Raw genomic sequence first — 17,501 nt, forward strand, 5'->3', positions numbered from 1 at the left:
GCAGGAGAGGAAGCCATGGGGCAGAAGATCATCCGGTTCTCGGACCTGACCGGCCGGCACGCGGAGGACGAGGACCAGCTGGTGCGGGTCGTGGTCCGGGCCCACCCGGAGCTCGCGGACGGGCCGGTCGCGATCGAGGCGCTCGCCGGGGAACTGGCCGAGGTGCGGGGGCTGGCGCTCAACCTGGTGACGATCGAGCTGCACCGCCCGGACGAGGAGGAGCCGGAGACGGTCGTCATGACCGCCGAGGCCTTCGACCGGCTGGCCACGGTGACGCCGATGGCCGAGGTGCTGCGCGGTGCCGAGCGGGTCGCCGCCCGGACGGTGCCGGTGCAGGCCCCGGCCGCCGGGGCGGGGCGGGAGCGGGTCAACTACGCGAGCACGGAGCACGCTGGCCGTCCGCACAAGGGCCGCACCACCGACGCCGAGAAGCAGATCGTCCGGCAGCACCTGGACGAGATCAACGAGCGGCTGGCCGCCGAGGGCGTCCGCACCGTCGACCTGGCCAACCCGGAGCACGTCGCCCGGTACGGCCTGGAGGAGCTGGCCGCCGAGCGCGGCGTCACCCTCGGCTGATCGGGCGCGGCCCGGCCCCCGGGAACGCGGTGGACGCGTTCCCGGGGGCGGGCCCGGGCCGAGCGCGGAGTGGGCCGGGAGTCGCTGACGCTCCGTCAGGTTCCCGTTGTCCGGCGGGTCTCAGCGGAACGCCGGGGCGGTCCGGGCGGCCCAGTCGGCGAACGTGCGCGGTGCGCGGCCGAGGATGCGCTCGACGTCCGGGCCCGGCGTCCGCTCGACGGGCAGCGGTCGGCCGAGGATGGCGAGGGTGCCCTCCACCACCGGCTCCGGCATGAACGCCAGCAGCTGGGTGCGGGCCTCCTCGCGGGTCTGCTCGACGAACCGCACCGGGGTGCCCAGCGCCGCGCCGATCGCCTCGGCCCGTTCGCGCGGGGTGACCGCCGCCGGGCCGGTGAGCTCGTACGTCCGGCCGGCGTGGCCGTCCTCGCGCAGGGTGGCGGCGGCGACCGCGGCGACGTCCGCCGGGTCGACGGTGGGCAGTCCGACCTCGGCGAACGGCGCGGCGGCCGTGCCGTCGGCGCGGATCGAGTCGGCCCAGGCGAAGGCGTTGGAGTTCAGGCCGCCGGAGCGCAGCACCGTCCAGTCGAGGCCGGACTCGCGCACGGCCTCCTCGAACCCGGCGGCGTGGCCGTAGACCTCGGGCCGCGTCCCGACGCCCTGGGAGGAGAGCAGGACGACCCGGCGCACCCCGGCCGACCGGGCCAGCCCGAGGATCTCCCGGGGTGCCTCGCCGGCCACCAGCAGGAACAGGGCCGTGGCGCCGTCGAGGGCGGGACGCAGGCTCTCCGGGTCGGCGAGGTCCGCCGGTACGTGCCGGACGCCGGTCGGGAGCGGCCCCGGCCGACGGGAGACGGCGGTCACCCGCTCGCCGGCGCCGACCAGGGTCCGGACCAGCTCGCGGCCGACATTACCGGTCGCACCCGTGACAACAATCATGGCAAACCCCCTGTGGGGGGCGGTGGTCGGCCGCCCCGATCGAGTTAGTCAGTTGGCTGACTGAGAAGGACGGTAGCCGATGCGCGGGGCGGACGTCTACTCTTAGTCAGGTGACTGACTCAAAGACCTCGAAGACGGCGAAGGCGACGAAGACCGCCAAGGACTCGAAGGCCGTGAAGGCCGTGAAGGGCGCCGGTCGGACCCCGGGCAAGCGCGAGCGGCTGGCCGCGGCGGCGGCGCAGGTGCTGCACGAGAAGGGCGTGGAGCAGACCACGCTCGCCGACATCGCCCGGGTGGCGGACGTCCCGGTCGGGAACGTCTACTACTACTTCAAGACCAAGAACGAGCTGGTCGAGGCCGCGATCCAGGCCCACGGCAGCGGGCTGGCGGAGCTGATCGAGCGGCTCGAGGCGCTCCCCGCCCCCGGGGATCGGCTGAAGGCGCTGCTGGCCGGCTGGGTCGGGCAGCGCGAACTCACCGCCCGGTACGGCTGCCCCACCGGCAGCCTCGCCTCGGAGCTCGACAAGCGTGCCGACGGCCTCGACGTCGCCGTCGCGGAGGTCATGCGCAGGCTGATCGACTGGGTGGAGGCGCAGTTCGCGGAGCTGGGGCGCGAGGACTCCCGCGAGCTGGCGGTCGCGCTGGTCGCCGCCTATCAGGGGATCTCACTGCTCACCAACACCCTTCGCGAGCCCGGGCTGATGCTGGCCGAGGGGGAGCGGCTGGAGCGCTGGATCGATTCGCTGGGCTGATCGTCGGTGTCCGGAACCTGCCAAGACGAGGGGCGGGGACGGGAGCGGACCGCCGGACTCCGCCGCCGACGTGCGCGAATTTCTCGTCCTACCAGGAGAAACGCCGCGGCCGCGGAACGCGTAACGCGGCCGCGGCGGGATCCCCCTTGCGTTGGTGACCTTGACCGCCTTGATTCATTGCGGCAGGATGCCCGATGGTCGGAACGCGCATCTGAGTCGCACGACCCCGTTCCTGCACTGCTGAAATACCCGCAGAACTGCTGCTTTTGATCGCACTTGACGACAAGGGAGCTTTGTGTGAGTTCAGCACAAGACGGTGCCGCATTGGACAGGAAGCAGTCGCTCGCGGGTATGTTGGCGCGTGCTCGGGCCAAGATCACCGAAGGCCCCCGCCCGCGCCAGGACCGGAACAATGTACCGCTCTCGCATTCACAGAACACTTTGTGGTTCGTGGACCGGCTGCAGACCGGTGGGACGACGTACAACGTCGCATTCCTGTTCCGGCTGGAGGGCGACCTCGACGTCGCCGCGCTGACCGATTCCTTCGCGAGCATCGTCATGCGGCACGAGGCGCTGCGGACCCATGTGCTGGTGGAGAACGACGAGTACTTCCAGGGCGTCGTCGAAAATCCCGCGATCGTCGTGGAACGGACCTCCGTGGAATCCGCGGCCGAGGCCGAAGGGCTGATGGCCGAGCTCGCCGGGACGGTGCTGGACCTGACCGCCTTCCCGCTCTGGCGGGCCTCCCTGGTCACGGTGGCCGACGACCTCCACTACTTCGGCTTCCTGGTCCACCACATCGTCTTCGACGGCGTGTCGACCTCGATCTTCTTCGAGGAGCTGGAGCAGGAGTACAACGCCCGCCGGGTCGGCGCCGAGCCCAAGGTCGAGCCCCCGACCGTGCAGTTCGCCGACTTCAGCGCCTGGCAGCGCAAGCGCATGGCCGCCGGGGCCTGGCAGGAGAGCGTGGACCACTGGGCCGCGGCGCTCCGCGGCGTGGACGTCATGGACATCCCCGGCGACCGCCCGCTGCCGCCCGAGACGACCTACGCCGGCGCCGCCGAGGTGACCACCTGGGAGGGTCTGGCGGCCCGGGTGAACGAGCTCGCCTCCGCGCTGTCGACCACGCCGATCACCGTTTACGCCACGGCGATGGCCGTGCTCTACAACAAATACTCGGGGTCCGAGGACATCATCTTCGGAGTGCCGACGGCCAATCGCACCGAAGTCGAATGCGAAAGGACGATCGGCTTCTTCATCAACATGCTGCCGCTGCGGTGCCGGGTCGATCCCGGGGCGACGTTCCGGGAATGTCTCGTGGATGTCCAGCGGCGGTTCCGGGACGGTCAGGCGCACGGCCACCTGCCGCTGGAGGAGATTATCGCCGGGGCCGGTGTGCGGCGTGAGTCGGCGCGCTCCACCCTGTTCCAGTACACGCTGACGATGAACGAATGGGCGGAACCGCTGCGGCTCGACGGAATCACCGCGGTGGAGACCGAGCCGGAGACCACGCACGCGAAGTTCTTCCAGTCCTGGACGGTCACCCGGAACGGCGCGGATCTGGACGTCCACACCGCGTACAACACCGATGTCTTCGACGCCGCGACCATTTCCACGATGCAGCGGGCATTCGTCGGAATCCTGAACAGGGCCATCGCTTTTCCAAACCTTTGCATAGCCGAGGCGTGGGCCCACGACGAGGATTCCCGGGCGGTGCAGTCCGTTCTCGGAAAGGGCCGCGACACCTCGCTCCCGACCGGCAACGTGTTCACGCATTTCCGTGCCGTCGCGGCCGAGCACCCGCAGCGGCCGGCGGTGGTCACCCCCGGCGCGACCCTGACCTACGGCGAGCTGCGGGACCGCGCGGAGGCGCTCCGGGCCCACTTCGCGGCCCAGGGCATCGGCCCCGGCGACCGGGTGGGCGTGGCGCTCGAACCGTCCGGCGACTACCCCGCGACCGTGCTGGCGCTGCTGGCGCTGGACGCCGTGTACGTCCCCGTCGACGCCATGAACCCGCCGGGCCGCATCGCGTCGATCCTCGACGGAGCCGCGCCGAAGCTGGTGGTCTGCGACGCGACCACGGCCGGGGTCGCACCGGCGCTGGAGCACCCGCTCCCGGCGCTGCTCCCGGCGGCCGACCCGGCCCCGGCGGAGGCCCCCGGCGGCGCCGCCGTCGCGTACCTGATGCACACCTCGGGGAGCACGGGGACGCCGAAGGGCGTGCTCGTCACCCACGACAACGTCCTGGCGTTCATCCGCAACGTCCGGACGCTGTTCGACCTCACCCCGGAGGACCGGTTCCTCGGTTACGCCTCCTGCGGCTTCGACGTGTCGGTGTTCGAGATGTTCGGCGCGCTGCTGACCGGGGCCTCGCTGCACCTGGTGCCGGCCACGACGAGGCTCGACCTGGCGGGCGTCCAGCGGTTCCTGGAGGAGCACCGGATCACGGTGACCGACCTGCCGCCGTCGGTGATGAAGCTGCTCGACCCGGCGCCGCTGGACGCGCTGCGGATCGTCTTCGTCGGCGGCGAGGCGTTCTCGCACGAGCTGGTCCGGGCCTGGGGCAGGGGCCGGCGGATCTTCAACGGCTACGGCGTCACCGAGTGCACCGTCACCAGCATCGTCGAGGAGCTGGAGGAGCCGCTGGCGCCGTCCGCGCTGCCGATGGGCGGGCCGATGGACAACCACCTCGCGTACGTGCTGGACGCGCGCAACGTCCCGGTGCCGCAGGGTGTCATCGGTCAACTGGCCATCGGCGGAGCCGGGTTGGCCGCCGGGTACTGGAACAGGGACGAGGACGACCGGCAGCGGTTCATCCCCGACCCGGTCGGTGACGACCCCTCGGTCCGGCTCTATCTGACCGGCGACCTGGCGCGCTTCAACGGCGACGGCCGACTGGTGTACGTCGGCCGGGCCGACAAGCAGGTCAAGATCAACGGGGTGCGGATCGAGATCGGCGAGATCGAGAGCGCCGTCCGCTCCGCCCGCGGCGTGCGCAACGTGTTCGTCCAGGTCCAGCAGGACCAGGAGCACAAGCGGGTGGTCGCCTACTGCGCGACCGGCGGGACCGGCGAGGCCTCCGAGACGGCCCTGCGCGACCACTGCCGCAAGCTCCTGGTGTCCACCATGGTGCCGAGCCGGTTCGTGCTGCTGGACGAGCTCCCGATCAACGCCAGCGGCAAGATCGACGAGCGTGCCCTGCCGGGTGTCGACGACGACGGCGCCGCGGAGCCGGAGCCGGCGGACCGGCTGACCGAGGTCGAACACCGGATGCTGACCCAGGCGTTCGGCCCGATCCTCGGCCGCACCGACTTCGCGAAGAACATCAGCTTCTTCGACCTGGGCGGCACCAGCCTCCAGGCCGCCCAGCTGGTGTCCAAGATCAAGAAGCTCTTCGGCACCGACATCTCGCTGGCCGCCTTCTTCGCGGACTCCAGCGTGCAGGCCCTGGCGCTGGAGGTCGAACGCGCCCAGCTGGCCCGGCTGTCCCCGGAGGAACTCCAGGCGGCCATCGAGGGGATGACCGAAGAGGACGTCGCCCGGCTCCTGGCCGAGTGAGGGCGGGGATGGACCGGGACGGAGCGCGCGGCAGGGACCGCGACGGCAAGCGCGACAGGGACCGCGACGCTGGGGGACATGTGACGTACGACGGCGGGGAACGCCTGAACGCCTATCTCCGGACGAGATCGGCACCGGCGGACACGACGAGTCTCGTCGAACTGGGCCCGGCCGCGGCCGGCCGGGTGGTGCTGTTCGCCCACCCGGTGGGCGGCAGCCTGCTGGCCTACCAGCCGCTGGTGCGGCGACTGGCCGACCACCGGTGCCTCGGGCTGGACGCGACCGCCCGCGCGGTCGTCGAGGCCGGGCCGGCCGGGTCGATCCAGGAGCTCGCCCGGCGGCACGTCGAGAGCTTCGGCGAGCACGGCCCCCGGATCGACGTGGTCTGCGGCTGGTCGTTCGGCGGCGCCCTCGCCTGGGAGATCGCCTGCCTGCTCGCGGAGCGCGGGGAACGCCCCGAGGTGGTGCTGCTCGACTCGACCTGGGCGGGCCGGACGGTCCCGGTGTGGACGCCCGCCGAGGCACTGCAGGGCTTCGTCCAGGACGCGCTGCAACTCGGCGGGCAGGCGGCCGGGTTCACGGCCGGCACGCCGGAGGAGGCCGCCGCGCGGCTGGACATGGACCCGGAGGTGTTCGCCGAGCGGCTGGCGGTCTTCACCCACAACCGGCGGCTGGTCTGCGAGTGGCACCCCACCCCGGGCGACCTCGACCTGGTGTCGGTGCGCGCGGCGGAGTCGCTCACCTCCGACTGGCGCACCGTGACGACGGGTGGCGTGGACCTGCACGACCTGCCCGGCGACCACTACGGACTGCTCGGCGACAGCGGCAACGTCGCCGCGATCGAGCGCGTCCTCCGGGAGCACCGGAGCGCCACCGGCGCGGCACCGGCTTCGGGTGCTGGACCGGTTTCGGGCGCGGTCGAGACCGAGCAGACCGACGAGGCCGCCCTGCACACGGCGCTGGCCAAGCTCGTCGACACCCCGCACTGGCGCGACCTGGTGGTCCGCGCCCGCCGGATGGACCCGGACGCGATCGCCGAGGCCTACCGCGAGCTGGGCCGGCGCGGACTGCTCGCCCCGGACTGGCCGCGCGAGTTCGGCGGCGGCGGCCTGCCCACCCGGCTCGCCATCGAGCTGTTCGAGGGCTTCTGCTCGACCGGCCTGCCGGACCTCGTCCACGCGCTGACCGTGCAGATCGTCGGCAACTTCGTGCTGAAGTCCGGTTCGGAGCGGCTGAAGCGCGAACTGCTCCCGCGCCTCGCCGGCGGCGAGGAGTTCTCCACCGTCCTCTACAGCGAGCCGCGGGCCGGCAGCGACCTCGCCGCGCTCCGCACCAGGGCCGAGCGGCGGGACGGCCGCTACGTCCTCAACGGCGTCAAGGTGTTCAGCATCTACAGCGACATCTCGGGTTCGGCCCTGGTGGCCGCCCGCACCGGCCGGGACGGCCACAAGTACGACGGCATCTCGCTCTTCGTCGTCGACCTGGCCGCCGCCGGGGTGACCGTCGAACTGGTGGAGACGGTGCAGCGCGAGCGGATGTGCCGGGTGCGGCTGCGGGACGTCGAGGTCGAGGACTGGCGCCGGGTCGGCGAGGAAGGGCGCGGCTGGGTGCTGCTGGACGGCGCGCTGGCCATCGAGCGCACCGGCATCGACCACGTGGTCAGGGCGGCCCGCTGGCTGCGGGCGCTGCGCGCGACGGTCGGCCGGTCGCCGGGGCTGGAGCGCCTCGAAGGACAGGTCGAGTGCGCCACCACGCTGGCCCGCGCGGCCACCGAGGTGTTCCTGCGGGCCGACGTCAGGGCGATCGACACCGCCGTCGCCAAGCTGTACACCAGCGAGACCTGCCAGCAGGTCGGGCACGAGGTGCTGCGGCGCTGGAGCACGCTGGGCCGGACCGCCCCGGGCCGGACCCCCGGCGTCGACGACCTGGTGCACGAGGAGCTGTTCTCGGGCCTGACCGAGTCACCGGGGCTCACCCTGTCCGCCGGCACCTCGGAGATGATGCTCTCCACCATCGCGGCGGACCTCAAGGAGGAGTACGAGCGGCGCTGTCTGGCGGTCCTGCACCGCTTCGGCGGGGAGCTGGTCGACACCGTCCTGGAGGTCCTCGGACCGGTGGGCGCCGGGGTCCGGGTGGAGCCGCTGTTCGCCCACTCGCCGGCCCGGCGCGCCGCGCTCGCGGAGACCCTCGCCGACCTCGGACTCGACGGGGTGGAGCGGCCGGAGGCGGAGGGCGGCCTCGGCCTCGGCCTCACCGTCGGCTGTGCGATCGCCCTGGGCCTGGGCTACCTCGGGTACGAGAACGCCTACCGGGCCTGCCGTCCCGACCTCGGGTCGGCCGGGGCGGCGGACGAGGACTCCCACGGCGGCTGCGCCGCCCCCGAGTGCCGGCTGCGCCACGCCGCCCACACCCTGGGCCTCGGCCTCGGGCTGTTCCGGACCGCCTGGGAGCACGCCTCCGCCCGGGAGCAGTTCGACCGGAAGCTGGTCGACTTCGACGCCCTGATGTTCCCGCTGATCCGCGGCTACGCCGAGCTGAACGCCCTCGGCACCCGGCTGCACGAGCTGGCGGAGCACGTCGCGGAGGTGGACGGGGAGGTGCTCGGCCGCTTCGAGCTGGTGGCCCAGGACGCCCTGGTGCGCGTCGTCCGCGCGGCGATGCAGGTGCTGGGCGCCCAGGGAATCACCGAATGGTCGGTCGCCTCGCGCTTCTACATGAAATGCGCGGAGAGCATCGGATTCCTCGACCGGGGGAGCGCGGCGGCCGGCGGATAGGCCCGGACCGTGCGCGTGTGTTGTTCGAGTGTCGGCAATCCCAGGTGAAGGCGGTATTTCGATGCGAATTTCTCCCGCTGGCCCCGAATCCTCCGACCTGCTGTCGTCGGACCTGTTCTCCCCGGACCTCTACGAGGAATCGCAGTACGCGGTCCGGAACATGCATTCCCGGTGGCAGGACCTGCGCAAGCAGGACGGGCTGTCGCTGCAGCGGACGCCGGACGGCCAGGAATTCTTCGCGGCCCTGCGGCACGCGGACGTGTTCGAGGTGCTGAACGACCCCGCGACCTTCTCCTCGGCGTACAGCACCATGCTCACGGTGCGCGGCGCCGGGGACGTCGCGGCCGGGGCGGCGATCCACCTCACGGATCCGCCGCTGCACCCCGCGGTCAAGCGGGTCTTCACCCCGCTGATGACGGCGCAGGCGGCGCAGCGCCTGGAGCGCGGCATCACGGACCGGATGGCGGAGCTGTTCGACACCGTCCGGGGCCGGGAGTCCTTCGACTTCTGCGAGGCCATGGTCACCCTGCCGATGACGATCACCGGCCTGCTGATGGGCATCCCCGAGGAGGAGTGGGCGGTCACCGGACGGGCGACGGTGCGCGCGATGGGCGGGGTGAACGCGGCCGAGTCGGAGCGCCAGCGCCGGATCGACCTCTTCGAGGCGCACACCACCATCATGTCCGTGCTCGGCAACGTCCTGGAGGACGCCCCGGCCGCCGACACGGTGAGCGGCCGCTGCCCGGCCACGGCCGGGGTGGTGGGGGACACCACCGGCCGGGACGTGCCGCTGCTGAACGCCTACGCGTTCCTGATGGGTGCCAATCCGACCGTGCCGCAGACGATCAACCAGATGCTGATCATGCTGGCCGAGGACGCGGACCTGTGGTCCTGGTTCACCCGCCAGGAGGAGACCGACCAGCGGTTCGTCGACGAGGCGCTCCGCTGGGCGAGCCCGGTCAACCATGTGCTGCGGCGCACCACCAGGGACGGCGTGGTGGCCGGGACGGAGGTGCCGGCCGGGTCGCTGGTCTCGGCCTGGATCGCCTCGGCCAACCGCGACGAGGAGGTGTTCGCCGATCCGTTCCGGTTCGTCCCGGACCGCTCGCCCAACCGCCACCTGGCCTTCGGCCTCGGGGTGCACCGGTGCATCGGCCAGCATGTCGCCGCAATCGGTATGAAGATATTCTTCGACCTTTGGCGCAAGAATGTGCGGTCCGTGGCCCTGGACGGCGAACCCGGGCACCTGATCTCGAACTTCCTGAACGGCGTAGTATGTCTGCCGCTCGCCGTGACCTGGAAGTAACCGGCGACCGGGACGGCGACCGCACCGCGGAAGGCAGAAGCGATGAGCGATTTCGTCACCACGATTGTCGGGCCGGGCGACTGGCCGACGGTCGGCGAATTCTTCGAGCCGAAAGGCCTCGTGGAGAACTGCTGGTGCACGTATTTCCGCATGACCTCGAAGGAACGCTCCTCCTGCGGCACCGCGGCGCGCAAGGACCGGCTCCGCGAACTGGTCGAGGGCGGCGAACGGGTGGGCATCCTCGGTACCGTCGGCGGCGTCCCCGCCGGCTGGATCGGGGTCGGCCCCCGGCTCGGCTTCCCCCGGCTGACCAGGTCCCGGGCGGCGAAACTGCTGAAGGGCGACGACCCGGAGCGCATCTGGTCCGTCGTCTGCCTCTACCTCACCCGCGACCACCGGCACCAGGGACTCACCAAGGTGCTCATCGACCGGGCCGCGCAGTGGGCGCGGGACGAGAAGGCCGAGTTCATCGAGGCCTACCCCGAGGACGACCGGGACCCGGCGGCCGCCGTCGAACGCGGCAGCTTCCGCGGCCGGGTCACCACCTTCGAGTCCTGCGGCTTCACCGTCGTCGAACCCCGGTTGCAGAGCAGGGCATTGGTACGGAAGGACCTCCGTTGACCGATCAGACCGACAACACCGATCAGACCGATCACCAGGTGCTCGCACTCGAACCCTTCATGAACAACCAGGCCGCGACCACCCCGGCGAACCTCGCCGACGGCCGCCTCAACGTCTGGCGCAACTCGCTGCCGGCCCAGGACGCGCCGCTGGAACTCCTCGTCGACGGCGTTCCGCTGCGCACCGCCCGGCTCGACGGCCTCGGCCCGGACAACGTCCGCTGCGCCGGGCAGCGGATCGAGGTCCCGGAGCGTCGGTGGGACTGGCTCTACCTCATCGGCTGCGGGGAACGCCGGGTCAGGGACGTGCTCACCTGGCACTTCTCCGACGGCACGGTGGACCGGGACCACCTCGCGCTCTCCGACCTGTGGGAGGGCCGGTCCGACTTCGGCGAGGAGCTCGCGCTGCGCACCGACGTCATCCACTACCCGCACCATGTGCAGGAGCGGATCGGGATCACCCTCTGGTGCCAGCGCGTCCCGGTGACCTCGCGCAAGCCGCTCACCGCCATGTCGCTGCCCAGGAACCCGGCCGTCCATCTCTTCGCCCTGACGCTCGTCGGCCGGCACCTGGGTGCCGGCGCCGACGGCGAACCGCTGATACAGGGAGCCAGCCGTGCACTCAGCTAGGACGACAGGGGTGGCTCCGGGCGGAGCCGGCCCGACCGCCACCGCGCCGCGCGCCGCCCGGTGGAACGGCGCCGCCGGAAGCTACCCCCAGTGGTACGAGGACCCGTTGAGCTGCCTGCAGACCACCCTGGGCGGCGTACTGCTGGAACACGGCTTACGGCCGCTCGAAGTCCTGGGCCTCTCCTGCGAGTTCGTCTTCGCGCCGGAGGACGTCCCGCGCGAGGAGTTCTACCGCCCGGCCCAGGGCGACCGGGGCGTGGCGGGCGACCTCTGCCCCTACCACGAGGTGGAGTCCGCCTGGACGACGGGCGCGGACGCGGACGACCTGATCGGGCTGATCGAGCGGCACTCCGGCGTCGTCGTGGCGGTGGACAACTACCACCTTCCGTTCCGCCCCGCCTTCCACGATGTGCACGCGGCCCACCTGGTGGTGGTGCCCGGGTGGCGGCGGACCGCCGACGGCGCCGTGGAGTTCTATGTCTCCGACGCCCAACCACCGCGCTTCCAGGGCTGGTTGGCCGCCGAGCACCTGCTCGCGGGCTGGCTGTCCGGCAATCCCTCCGACACCCAGGACGTCTTCTTCTCCAGCCGCGAGATCGGCGGCCGGGTGCTCACCACCTCGGTGCGCGAGCGGCCCGGCGAACTCACCGGCGACCGGGTCGCCCTGGCCCTGCGCGGCAACCTCGACCGCTGGACCGGCGGCACCGCCGGCCCCCTGGACCGGCTCTGGACCGGCCGGGCCGGGCTGGGGCGCTTCGTCGAACGGCTGACGGAGCACCGCGACGACCCGGCGGAACTCCGCAGCGCCTACACCCTGGGCTGGTCGATGCAGTCGCAGGCGTTCCTGCACGGCCGCCTGGCCCAGGAGTTCGCGCACCGGGCCGAGCGGCCCCGGCTGCTGGAGGTGGCCGCCTCGGCGGACCGGCTGGTCGCGGCCTGGTCGAACGTCCGGCTGCTCGGCGCCCACGCGGCGGAGACGGCCGGGATCACGGAACTCGTGCCGCGCCGCGGCGCCGAGCTGGTGCACGCGTACGAGCAGCTGGCTGCCGACTGGCAGCTCGCCCTGGCCGAGGAATGGACGGACGTCTGATGGATGGCGGGTCTGTGGGCGGGCTGGCGCTCGCCGGGGGCGAACCCGTACTGGGGTCGCTGGCGCCGGTGGACTGGCCGAGGACGACGGACGCGGACCGCGCGGCGGTGCTGTCCGTCCTGGAGTCGAACGTCTTCGTCTCCGACCGGACGGGGGAGACCGCCGTCGAACGGCTGGAGCGGTCCTGGGCGGACTACCTGGGCGTGCGGCGCTGCGTCGGGGTGAGCAACGGCACCACCGCCATCGAACTCGCCCTGCTGGCCCACGGCGTGGGCCCCGGCGACGAGGTCGTGGTGCCCGCGCTGACCTTCGTCGGGACGGCGATGGCCGTGGTGCACGTCGGGGCGACCCCGGTGTACGCGGACGTCGACCCGGTCACCTTCACGATGTCCCCGGACAGCCTGGCCGCCGAGATCACCGGGCGCACCAGGGCCGTCCTGCCGGTCCACCTGCACGGCCTCAGCGCCGACCTGGACGCGATCGGCGAGGTCGCCCGCCGGCACGACCTCGTGGTGGTCGAGGACGCCGCGCAGGCCCACGGCGCCCGTCACCGCGGGGTGCGGTCCGGCGCCTCCGGCAACACCGCCACCTTCAGCCTCCAGATGACCAAGAACCTCCCCACCTGCGGGGAGGGCGGCCTGGTGGTGACCGACGACGACCGGCTCGCCGACCGGCTGGTGCAGCTGCGCCAGTTCGGCGAGACGATCCGCCCGGACCGCCCCCGCCGCTACGTGAGCCACCGGCTGGGCTTCAACGCCAAGCTGAGCAACGTCCAGGCCGCCTACACCGCCAGCCAGTTGGAGCGGCTGGACGAGTACCACGCGGCCCGGCGGGCCAATGTCGAGGCCTTCCTGGCCCGGCTGCGGCCGCTGGAGGGCCTGACCTGCCCTTCCGAGCCGGACGGCTACGAGCACGCGTGGCACATCCTGCGCTTCGTGGTCGACTTCGAGCGGGTCCTGCCCGGTCTGGAGCCGGGGGCGGCCAGGAACCTGCTGATGCGGGCCCTGCGCGCCGAGGGCATGCCGGTCACCAGGTACCAGATGATGCCGCTCGCCGACCAGCCGGCCCTGCGCCCGCTGAACCGGCAGAGCCCTGACTCCTGGCCGGTCACCCAGGACGTCATCGACCGCAGCTTCACCCTCCAGCAGCGCCAACTGCCGCCGGACGCCGGACCGTTGCTCCAGAGCTTCGCCGACGCCGTGGAGAAGGTCTGGTCGCACCTGAAGGTCCTGCCGGAACTCGCGGAAGGTGCGGGCCGCTGACCGGACCCGAGCACCAGCCGACGACCGAATCCGCGTACCGGCCGACGACCGGGTCCGAGCACCGGCCGACGACCGCCCAGCTGGCGGCCCGCGCCCGCGCCGTCCGCGAGCACATCGTGGAGATGTGCGCGGGGCCCGAGGGCGGTCACCTCGGGGGCTCGATGTCCGCCGTGGAGATCCTGGTCGCGCTCTTCTTCCGGACCATGGACATCGACCCCGCCGACCCCGAGTGGAAGCAGCGCGACATCTTCGTGCTGAGCAAGGGCCACGCGGCGATGGCCCTCTACGCCACCCTGGCCGAACGGGGGTTCATCCCCCGCGCGGAGGTCGCCACCTTCTGCCGCCCCGGCAGCCGGCTGGCCACCCACGGCAATGTCGCCGTGCCCGGGGTCGAGTTCGCCACCGGCTCGCTCGGCCACGGGCTGGCGCTGGCCAACGGCACCGCGTGGGCGCAGCGCCAGGTCGACGGCGCCGCCGAGGGCACCGCCGCCCGTACCCCCGCCCGGACCTTCGTGCTGCTCGGCGACGGCGAGCTCCAGGAGGGCACGGTGTGGGAGGCGGCGCAGGTGGCCCGCGCCCTGAACGCGGACAACCTGGTGGCGGTCGTCGACGTCAACGACTTCCAGCAGACCGGGGCGGTGCGCGAGGTCAGCGACGGCGCTCCGGTCGCCGACCGCTGGGCCGGCTTCGGCTGGCACACGGTCGAGGTGGACGGGCACGACCTGGCGGCGCTCGGCGAGGCCCTCGACGGCGCGGCCCGCGCCCCGGGGCCGGCCGCCGTGGTCTGCCGCACGGTCAAGGCGAAGGGCGTGGGCGTCCTGGAGGGCCGCTCCGCCTCGCACTTCGTCCGGCTCGACACCGAGCGGAAGCTCGCCCGGGTCCGCGGCAGCCTCGGAGCGGCGGCACCCGCCGCGAGCGGCGGAAGGAGGTCCGGCCGTGGCTGAGACCGCACCCGAGCCGATGAGCACCAGGGCGGCGTTCGCCGACGCCCTGCCGGAACTCGCCGCGCGCCACAACGTGCTGGTGGTCGACACCGACACCGGGAGCGTCAGACCGGCCCCCGGGATGGACTACCTCAACGTCGGCATCGCGGAGAACGCCGCCGTCGGACTCGCCGCCGGCGCCGAGCACTGCGGACGCCGCGCCCTGGTCTGCACCTTCGCCGCCTTCTCGGTGAGCCGGGCGTTCGAGTTCATCAAGCTCGACATCGCCTACCCGAGGCGCCGGGTGTGCGTGGTCGGCACCCACGGCGGCGCCAGCGGCGGCTGGCTGGGGCCGACCCACCACGCCACCGAGGACCTGGCGCTGATGAACGCCCTGCCGAACATGCGGGTGGTCGTCCCGGCCGACGCGCGCCAGGCGGTGTCCCTGCTGGGGCAGTGCCTGGAGTACGACGGCCCGACCTATCTGCGGCTCGGCCGCAAGGACTCACCGGTGTTCGCGGGACTGCCGGAGCCGGAGCTCGGCCTCCCGCAGGAGGTCAGGCCCGGCCGCGACCTCGCGCTGGTCGCCACCGGCCCGGAGATCCTGGCCACCGCCCTGGAGGTCGCGCAGGGGCTCGCCGCCGCCGGGTACGACGCCCAGGTGATCAACGCCCACACCGTCGACCCGGAGGCCGCTCTCGCGGTCGGCCGGGCCGTCGCCGCCGACTGCCGGTGGCTGGTCACGCTGGAGGAGGCGTGGACCTCCGGCGGCATGGGCGCGCAGGTCGCGTCGGCGCTGGGCGCGCGCGGGATCCGCTGGCTGCCGGTCGGCGTCCCCGGATTCCTGCCGCCCGGCAGCCACGGGGACCTGCTGGAGGACAGCGGACTCACCGCCGCAGCCGTGCTGCGCCGGGTCCTGGAGTTCCTCGACCGACCGTAGCGACCGAGCGACCGAGAACCGACCGACCGAGAACCGACCGAGCGACCGAGTACCGACCGAGAGAGGACAGAAGAGAGATGGAAGCACTGTGCGTCAGCTGTGACGGCCCGCTGAAGATACCGGGGGACAGCTACCAGGGGGAGATCGTGAGCTGTCCCGGCTGCGCCGTCGAGTTGGAGATCCAGTCCGTCGACCCGCTGGAGCTGGCCCTCGCGCCCGAGCCCGAAGAGGACTGGGGTGAGTGATCGGCGGACAGCGTCGACACGGCTCGGGATCCTGCTGTCGACCGTCCGCTACGAGGAACGGCGGCTCCTGTCCGAGCTGGACCGCCGCGGGATCCCGGTCGCCAGACTGGACCCCCGCACCATGTCGTTCGGCCCCGGGGACACCTCGGAGCTGCGGGGGATGGCGGTGCTCAACCGGGAGATCTCCAGTCAGCGCGCCGCCCTCGCGGGGGAGTCGCTGGAGGCCTTCGGCGCCCGCACCCTGAACGACGCCGCGGCGATCCGGGTGTGCGGCAACAAGTGGTCCACCTACCTGCGGTTGCGGCAGGAGGGCGTACCGACCCCGACCACCCTGCTGGCCCCCACCCCGGAGGCCGGCCGGGCGGCGGTGGCCGCCCTCGGCTACCCCGCCGTGATCAAGCCGCTCAGCGCCTCCTGGGGCAACCGGGTCAGCCTGATCACCGACCGGTACGCGGCCGAGGCCGTCCTGGAGCACTGCGCCGCGCTGCCCTCGGCGGTCGCGCGCACGGTGATCGTCCAGGAGGCGGTCCGGCCGGGCTCGCCGGACATCCGGGGCATCGTCGTCGGCGGCGTGTGCGTCGGCGCCATCACCCGGTCCAGCAGCGACTGGCGCAACAACGTGGCGAGGGGTGCCACGGTCGAGCAGCACGCGCCCGACGAGGAGGTCCACCGGCTCTGCGTCCGGGCGGCCGCCGCCGTCGGCGCGACGATCGCGGGCGTGGACCTGGTCGAGCGCGCGGACGGGAGCCACACGGTGCTGGAGGTGAACTCCCGGGTCGAGTTCCAGGGGTTCGAGCGCGCGACGGGCGTCGACGTCGCCGCCCGCATTGTCGAGGCCTGGACAGCCGAGAAGGTCGAGGTGGAGGAACCGGTATGAAACGCATCGCAGTGGTGGGTGGGCGGGGCTTCGTGGGCGGTGAGCTGCTGCGCCTGCTCGTGCACCATCCCGAGGTGGAGGTGGCCGCGGTCACCTCCGACACCCAGGCCGGCCGCGCCGTGGAGACCGCGCACCCGCCGCTGCGCGGCAGCGGACTGCGCTACCGCCGGCGGTCCGAGCTGGAACCGGTCGACCTGGTCTTCCTGGCCGGGGTGCACGGGTCCACGGCGGAGATCCTCGACGACATGGCCGCGCTCGCGCCCAGGATCGTCGACCTCACCGCGGACTTCCGGATCGAGGACCCCGCGCTGATGGAGCGCTACTACGGCTGGAGCCGCGACGGGGAGCACGCCGCGGCCTTCGTCCGGGGCCTGCCCGAACTGCACCGCAAGCAGATCGTCGACGCGACCCGGGTCGCCGTCCCGGGCTGCATGGCCACCAGCGCCATCCTGAGCCTGGCGCCGCTCGCCGCCCGCGGGCTGCTCCAGGACGTCCAGGTCGACGCCAGGACCGGCAGCAGCGGCTCCGGCGCCTCCGGCGGCGACGCCAACTCCCACGCGCTGCGCAGCGGAGTGCTGCGGGTCTTCGCACCGTTCGACCACCGGCACGAGGCCGAGGTGGCCGAGGCGCTCGGGGTCGACGTGTCGATGACGGTCACCGCGACCCCGCAGGTGCGCGGCGTGCAGACGCTGGCCAAGGTGTCCGTCGGGGACGTCGGCGAGCGCGAACTGCTCGCCATGTACCGCGAGGACTACGGCCCGGAGCCGTTCGTGCGGCTGGTGAACAGCGCGCGCGGCACGTTCCGCTACCCGGACCCCAAGGTGCTGCTCGGCTCCAACTTCTGCGATGTCGGCATCGTCGCCGACCACCGCGGCCGGGCCCTGGTGATGGGCAGCCTGGACAACCTGGTGAAGGGCGCCGCCGGCGGCGCGGTGCAGTGCATGAACCTCATGCTCGGCCTGCCGGAGACGTGCGGGCTGACCTTCCCCGGATTGCACCCGGTGTGACCGGG

At 72.6% G+C, this 17,501-nt stretch carries 15 protein-coding genes; 14 read left to right on the forward strand and 1 reads right to left on the reverse strand.

What is annotated here, in order from left to right; genetic code table 11:
- Positions 1–15: 15 nt before the first annotated feature.
- Positions 16–576, forward strand: a complete 561-nt coding sequence (locus ACW14Y_RS34585; RefSeq protein ID WP_456984694.1) for a hypothetical protein — start codon at positions 16–18, stop codon at positions 574–576.
- 120 nt (positions 577–696) lie between these two features.
- Here the strand turns inward: ACW14Y_RS34585 and ACW14Y_RS34590 are convergent, their stop codons facing one another.
- Positions 697–1,512: an NAD(P)H-binding protein gene (locus tag ACW14Y_RS34590; protein WP_456984695.1), complete on the reverse strand. Its 816-nt coding sequence runs from the start codon at positions 1,510–1,512 to the stop codon at positions 697–699.
- Between the two features lie 110 nt (positions 1,513–1,622).
- On the opposite strand from ACW14Y_RS34590, the gene ACW14Y_RS34595 reads away from it, so the two are divergent.
- From ACW14Y_RS34595 to argC, 13 genes are all read left to right on the forward strand, one after another.
- The gene (locus tag ACW14Y_RS34595) at positions 1,623–2,264 is read left to right on the forward strand and encodes a TetR/AcrR family transcriptional regulator (protein WP_455709446.1); all 642 of its coding nucleotides are present in this window, start codon (positions 1,623–1,625) and stop codon (positions 2,262–2,264) included.
- 351 nt (positions 2,265–2,615) lie between these two features.
- Positions 2,616–5,822: a non-ribosomal peptide synthetase gene (locus ACW14Y_RS34600; protein WP_456988326.1), complete on the forward strand. Its 3,207-nt coding sequence runs from the start codon at positions 2,616–2,618 to the stop codon at positions 5,820–5,822.
- An 80-nt stretch (positions 5,823–5,902) separates the two neighbouring features.
- On the forward strand, positions 5,903–8,596 hold the full coding sequence (locus ACW14Y_RS34605; protein WP_456984696.1) for an acyl-CoA dehydrogenase family protein: 2,694 nt from the start codon (positions 5,903–5,905) through the stop codon (positions 8,594–8,596).
- Positions 8,597–8,657: 61 nt separating this feature from the next.
- Positions 8,658–9,902, forward strand: coding sequence for a cytochrome P450 (locus ACW14Y_RS34610; protein WP_456984697.1), 1,245 nt, complete (start codon positions 8,658–8,660; stop codon positions 9,900–9,902).
- 150 nt (positions 9,903–10,052) lie between these two features.
- Positions 10,053–10,523: a GNAT family N-acetyltransferase gene (locus ACW14Y_RS34615; protein ID WP_266273061.1), complete on the forward strand. Its 471-nt coding sequence runs from the start codon at positions 10,053–10,055 to the stop codon at positions 10,521–10,523.
- Complete coding sequence (locus tag ACW14Y_RS34620) at positions 10,520–11,152, forward strand: hypothetical protein (RefSeq protein WP_380302386.1); 633 nt, start codon at positions 10,520–10,522, stop codon at positions 11,150–11,152. The genes ACW14Y_RS34615 and ACW14Y_RS34620 overlap by 4 nt, the downstream gene beginning before the upstream one ends.
- Positions 11,153–11,162: 10 nt before the next feature.
- Complete coding sequence (locus tag ACW14Y_RS34625; protein ID WP_456984698.1) at positions 11,163–12,242, forward strand: BtrH N-terminal domain-containing protein; 1,080 nt, start codon at positions 11,163–11,165, stop codon at positions 12,240–12,242.
- On the forward strand, positions 12,242–13,504 hold the full coding sequence (locus ACW14Y_RS34630) for a DegT/DnrJ/EryC1/StrS family aminotransferase (RefSeq protein WP_456984699.1): 1,263 nt from the start codon (positions 12,242–12,244) through the stop codon (positions 13,502–13,504). Before ACW14Y_RS34625 ends, ACW14Y_RS34630 begins: the two co-directional genes overlap by 1 nt.
- Before the next feature lie 80 nt (positions 13,505–13,584).
- Positions 13,585–14,448: a transketolase gene (locus ACW14Y_RS34635; RefSeq protein WP_380386061.1), complete on the forward strand. Its 864-nt coding sequence runs from the start codon at positions 13,585–13,587 to the stop codon at positions 14,446–14,448.
- Positions 14,441–15,367: a transketolase family protein gene (locus ACW14Y_RS34640; RefSeq protein WP_380386026.1), complete on the forward strand. Its 927-nt coding sequence runs from the start codon at positions 14,441–14,443 to the stop codon at positions 15,365–15,367. Before ACW14Y_RS34635 ends, ACW14Y_RS34640 begins: the two co-directional genes overlap by 8 nt.
- A gap of 77 nt (positions 15,368–15,444) precedes the next feature.
- Complete coding sequence (locus tag ACW14Y_RS34645) at positions 15,445–15,612, forward strand: lysine biosynthesis protein LysW (protein ID WP_380302394.1); 168 nt, start codon at positions 15,445–15,447, stop codon at positions 15,610–15,612.
- Positions 15,605–16,489, forward strand: a complete 885-nt coding sequence (locus tag ACW14Y_RS34650) for a RimK family alpha-L-glutamate ligase (RefSeq protein ID WP_380302396.1) — start codon at positions 15,605–15,607, stop codon at positions 16,487–16,489. Before ACW14Y_RS34645 ends, ACW14Y_RS34650 begins: the two co-directional genes overlap by 8 nt.
- Entirely contained in the window at positions 16,486–17,496 is a 1,011-nt protein-coding gene (gene argC, locus ACW14Y_RS34655; protein WP_380302398.1) for an N-acetyl-gamma-glutamyl-phosphate reductase, read from the forward strand. The genes ACW14Y_RS34650 and argC overlap by 4 nt, the downstream gene beginning before the upstream one ends.
- Positions 17,497–17,501 lie beyond the last annotated feature (5 nt).

This window comes from Kitasatospora sp. cg17-2, assembly GCF_054031055.1.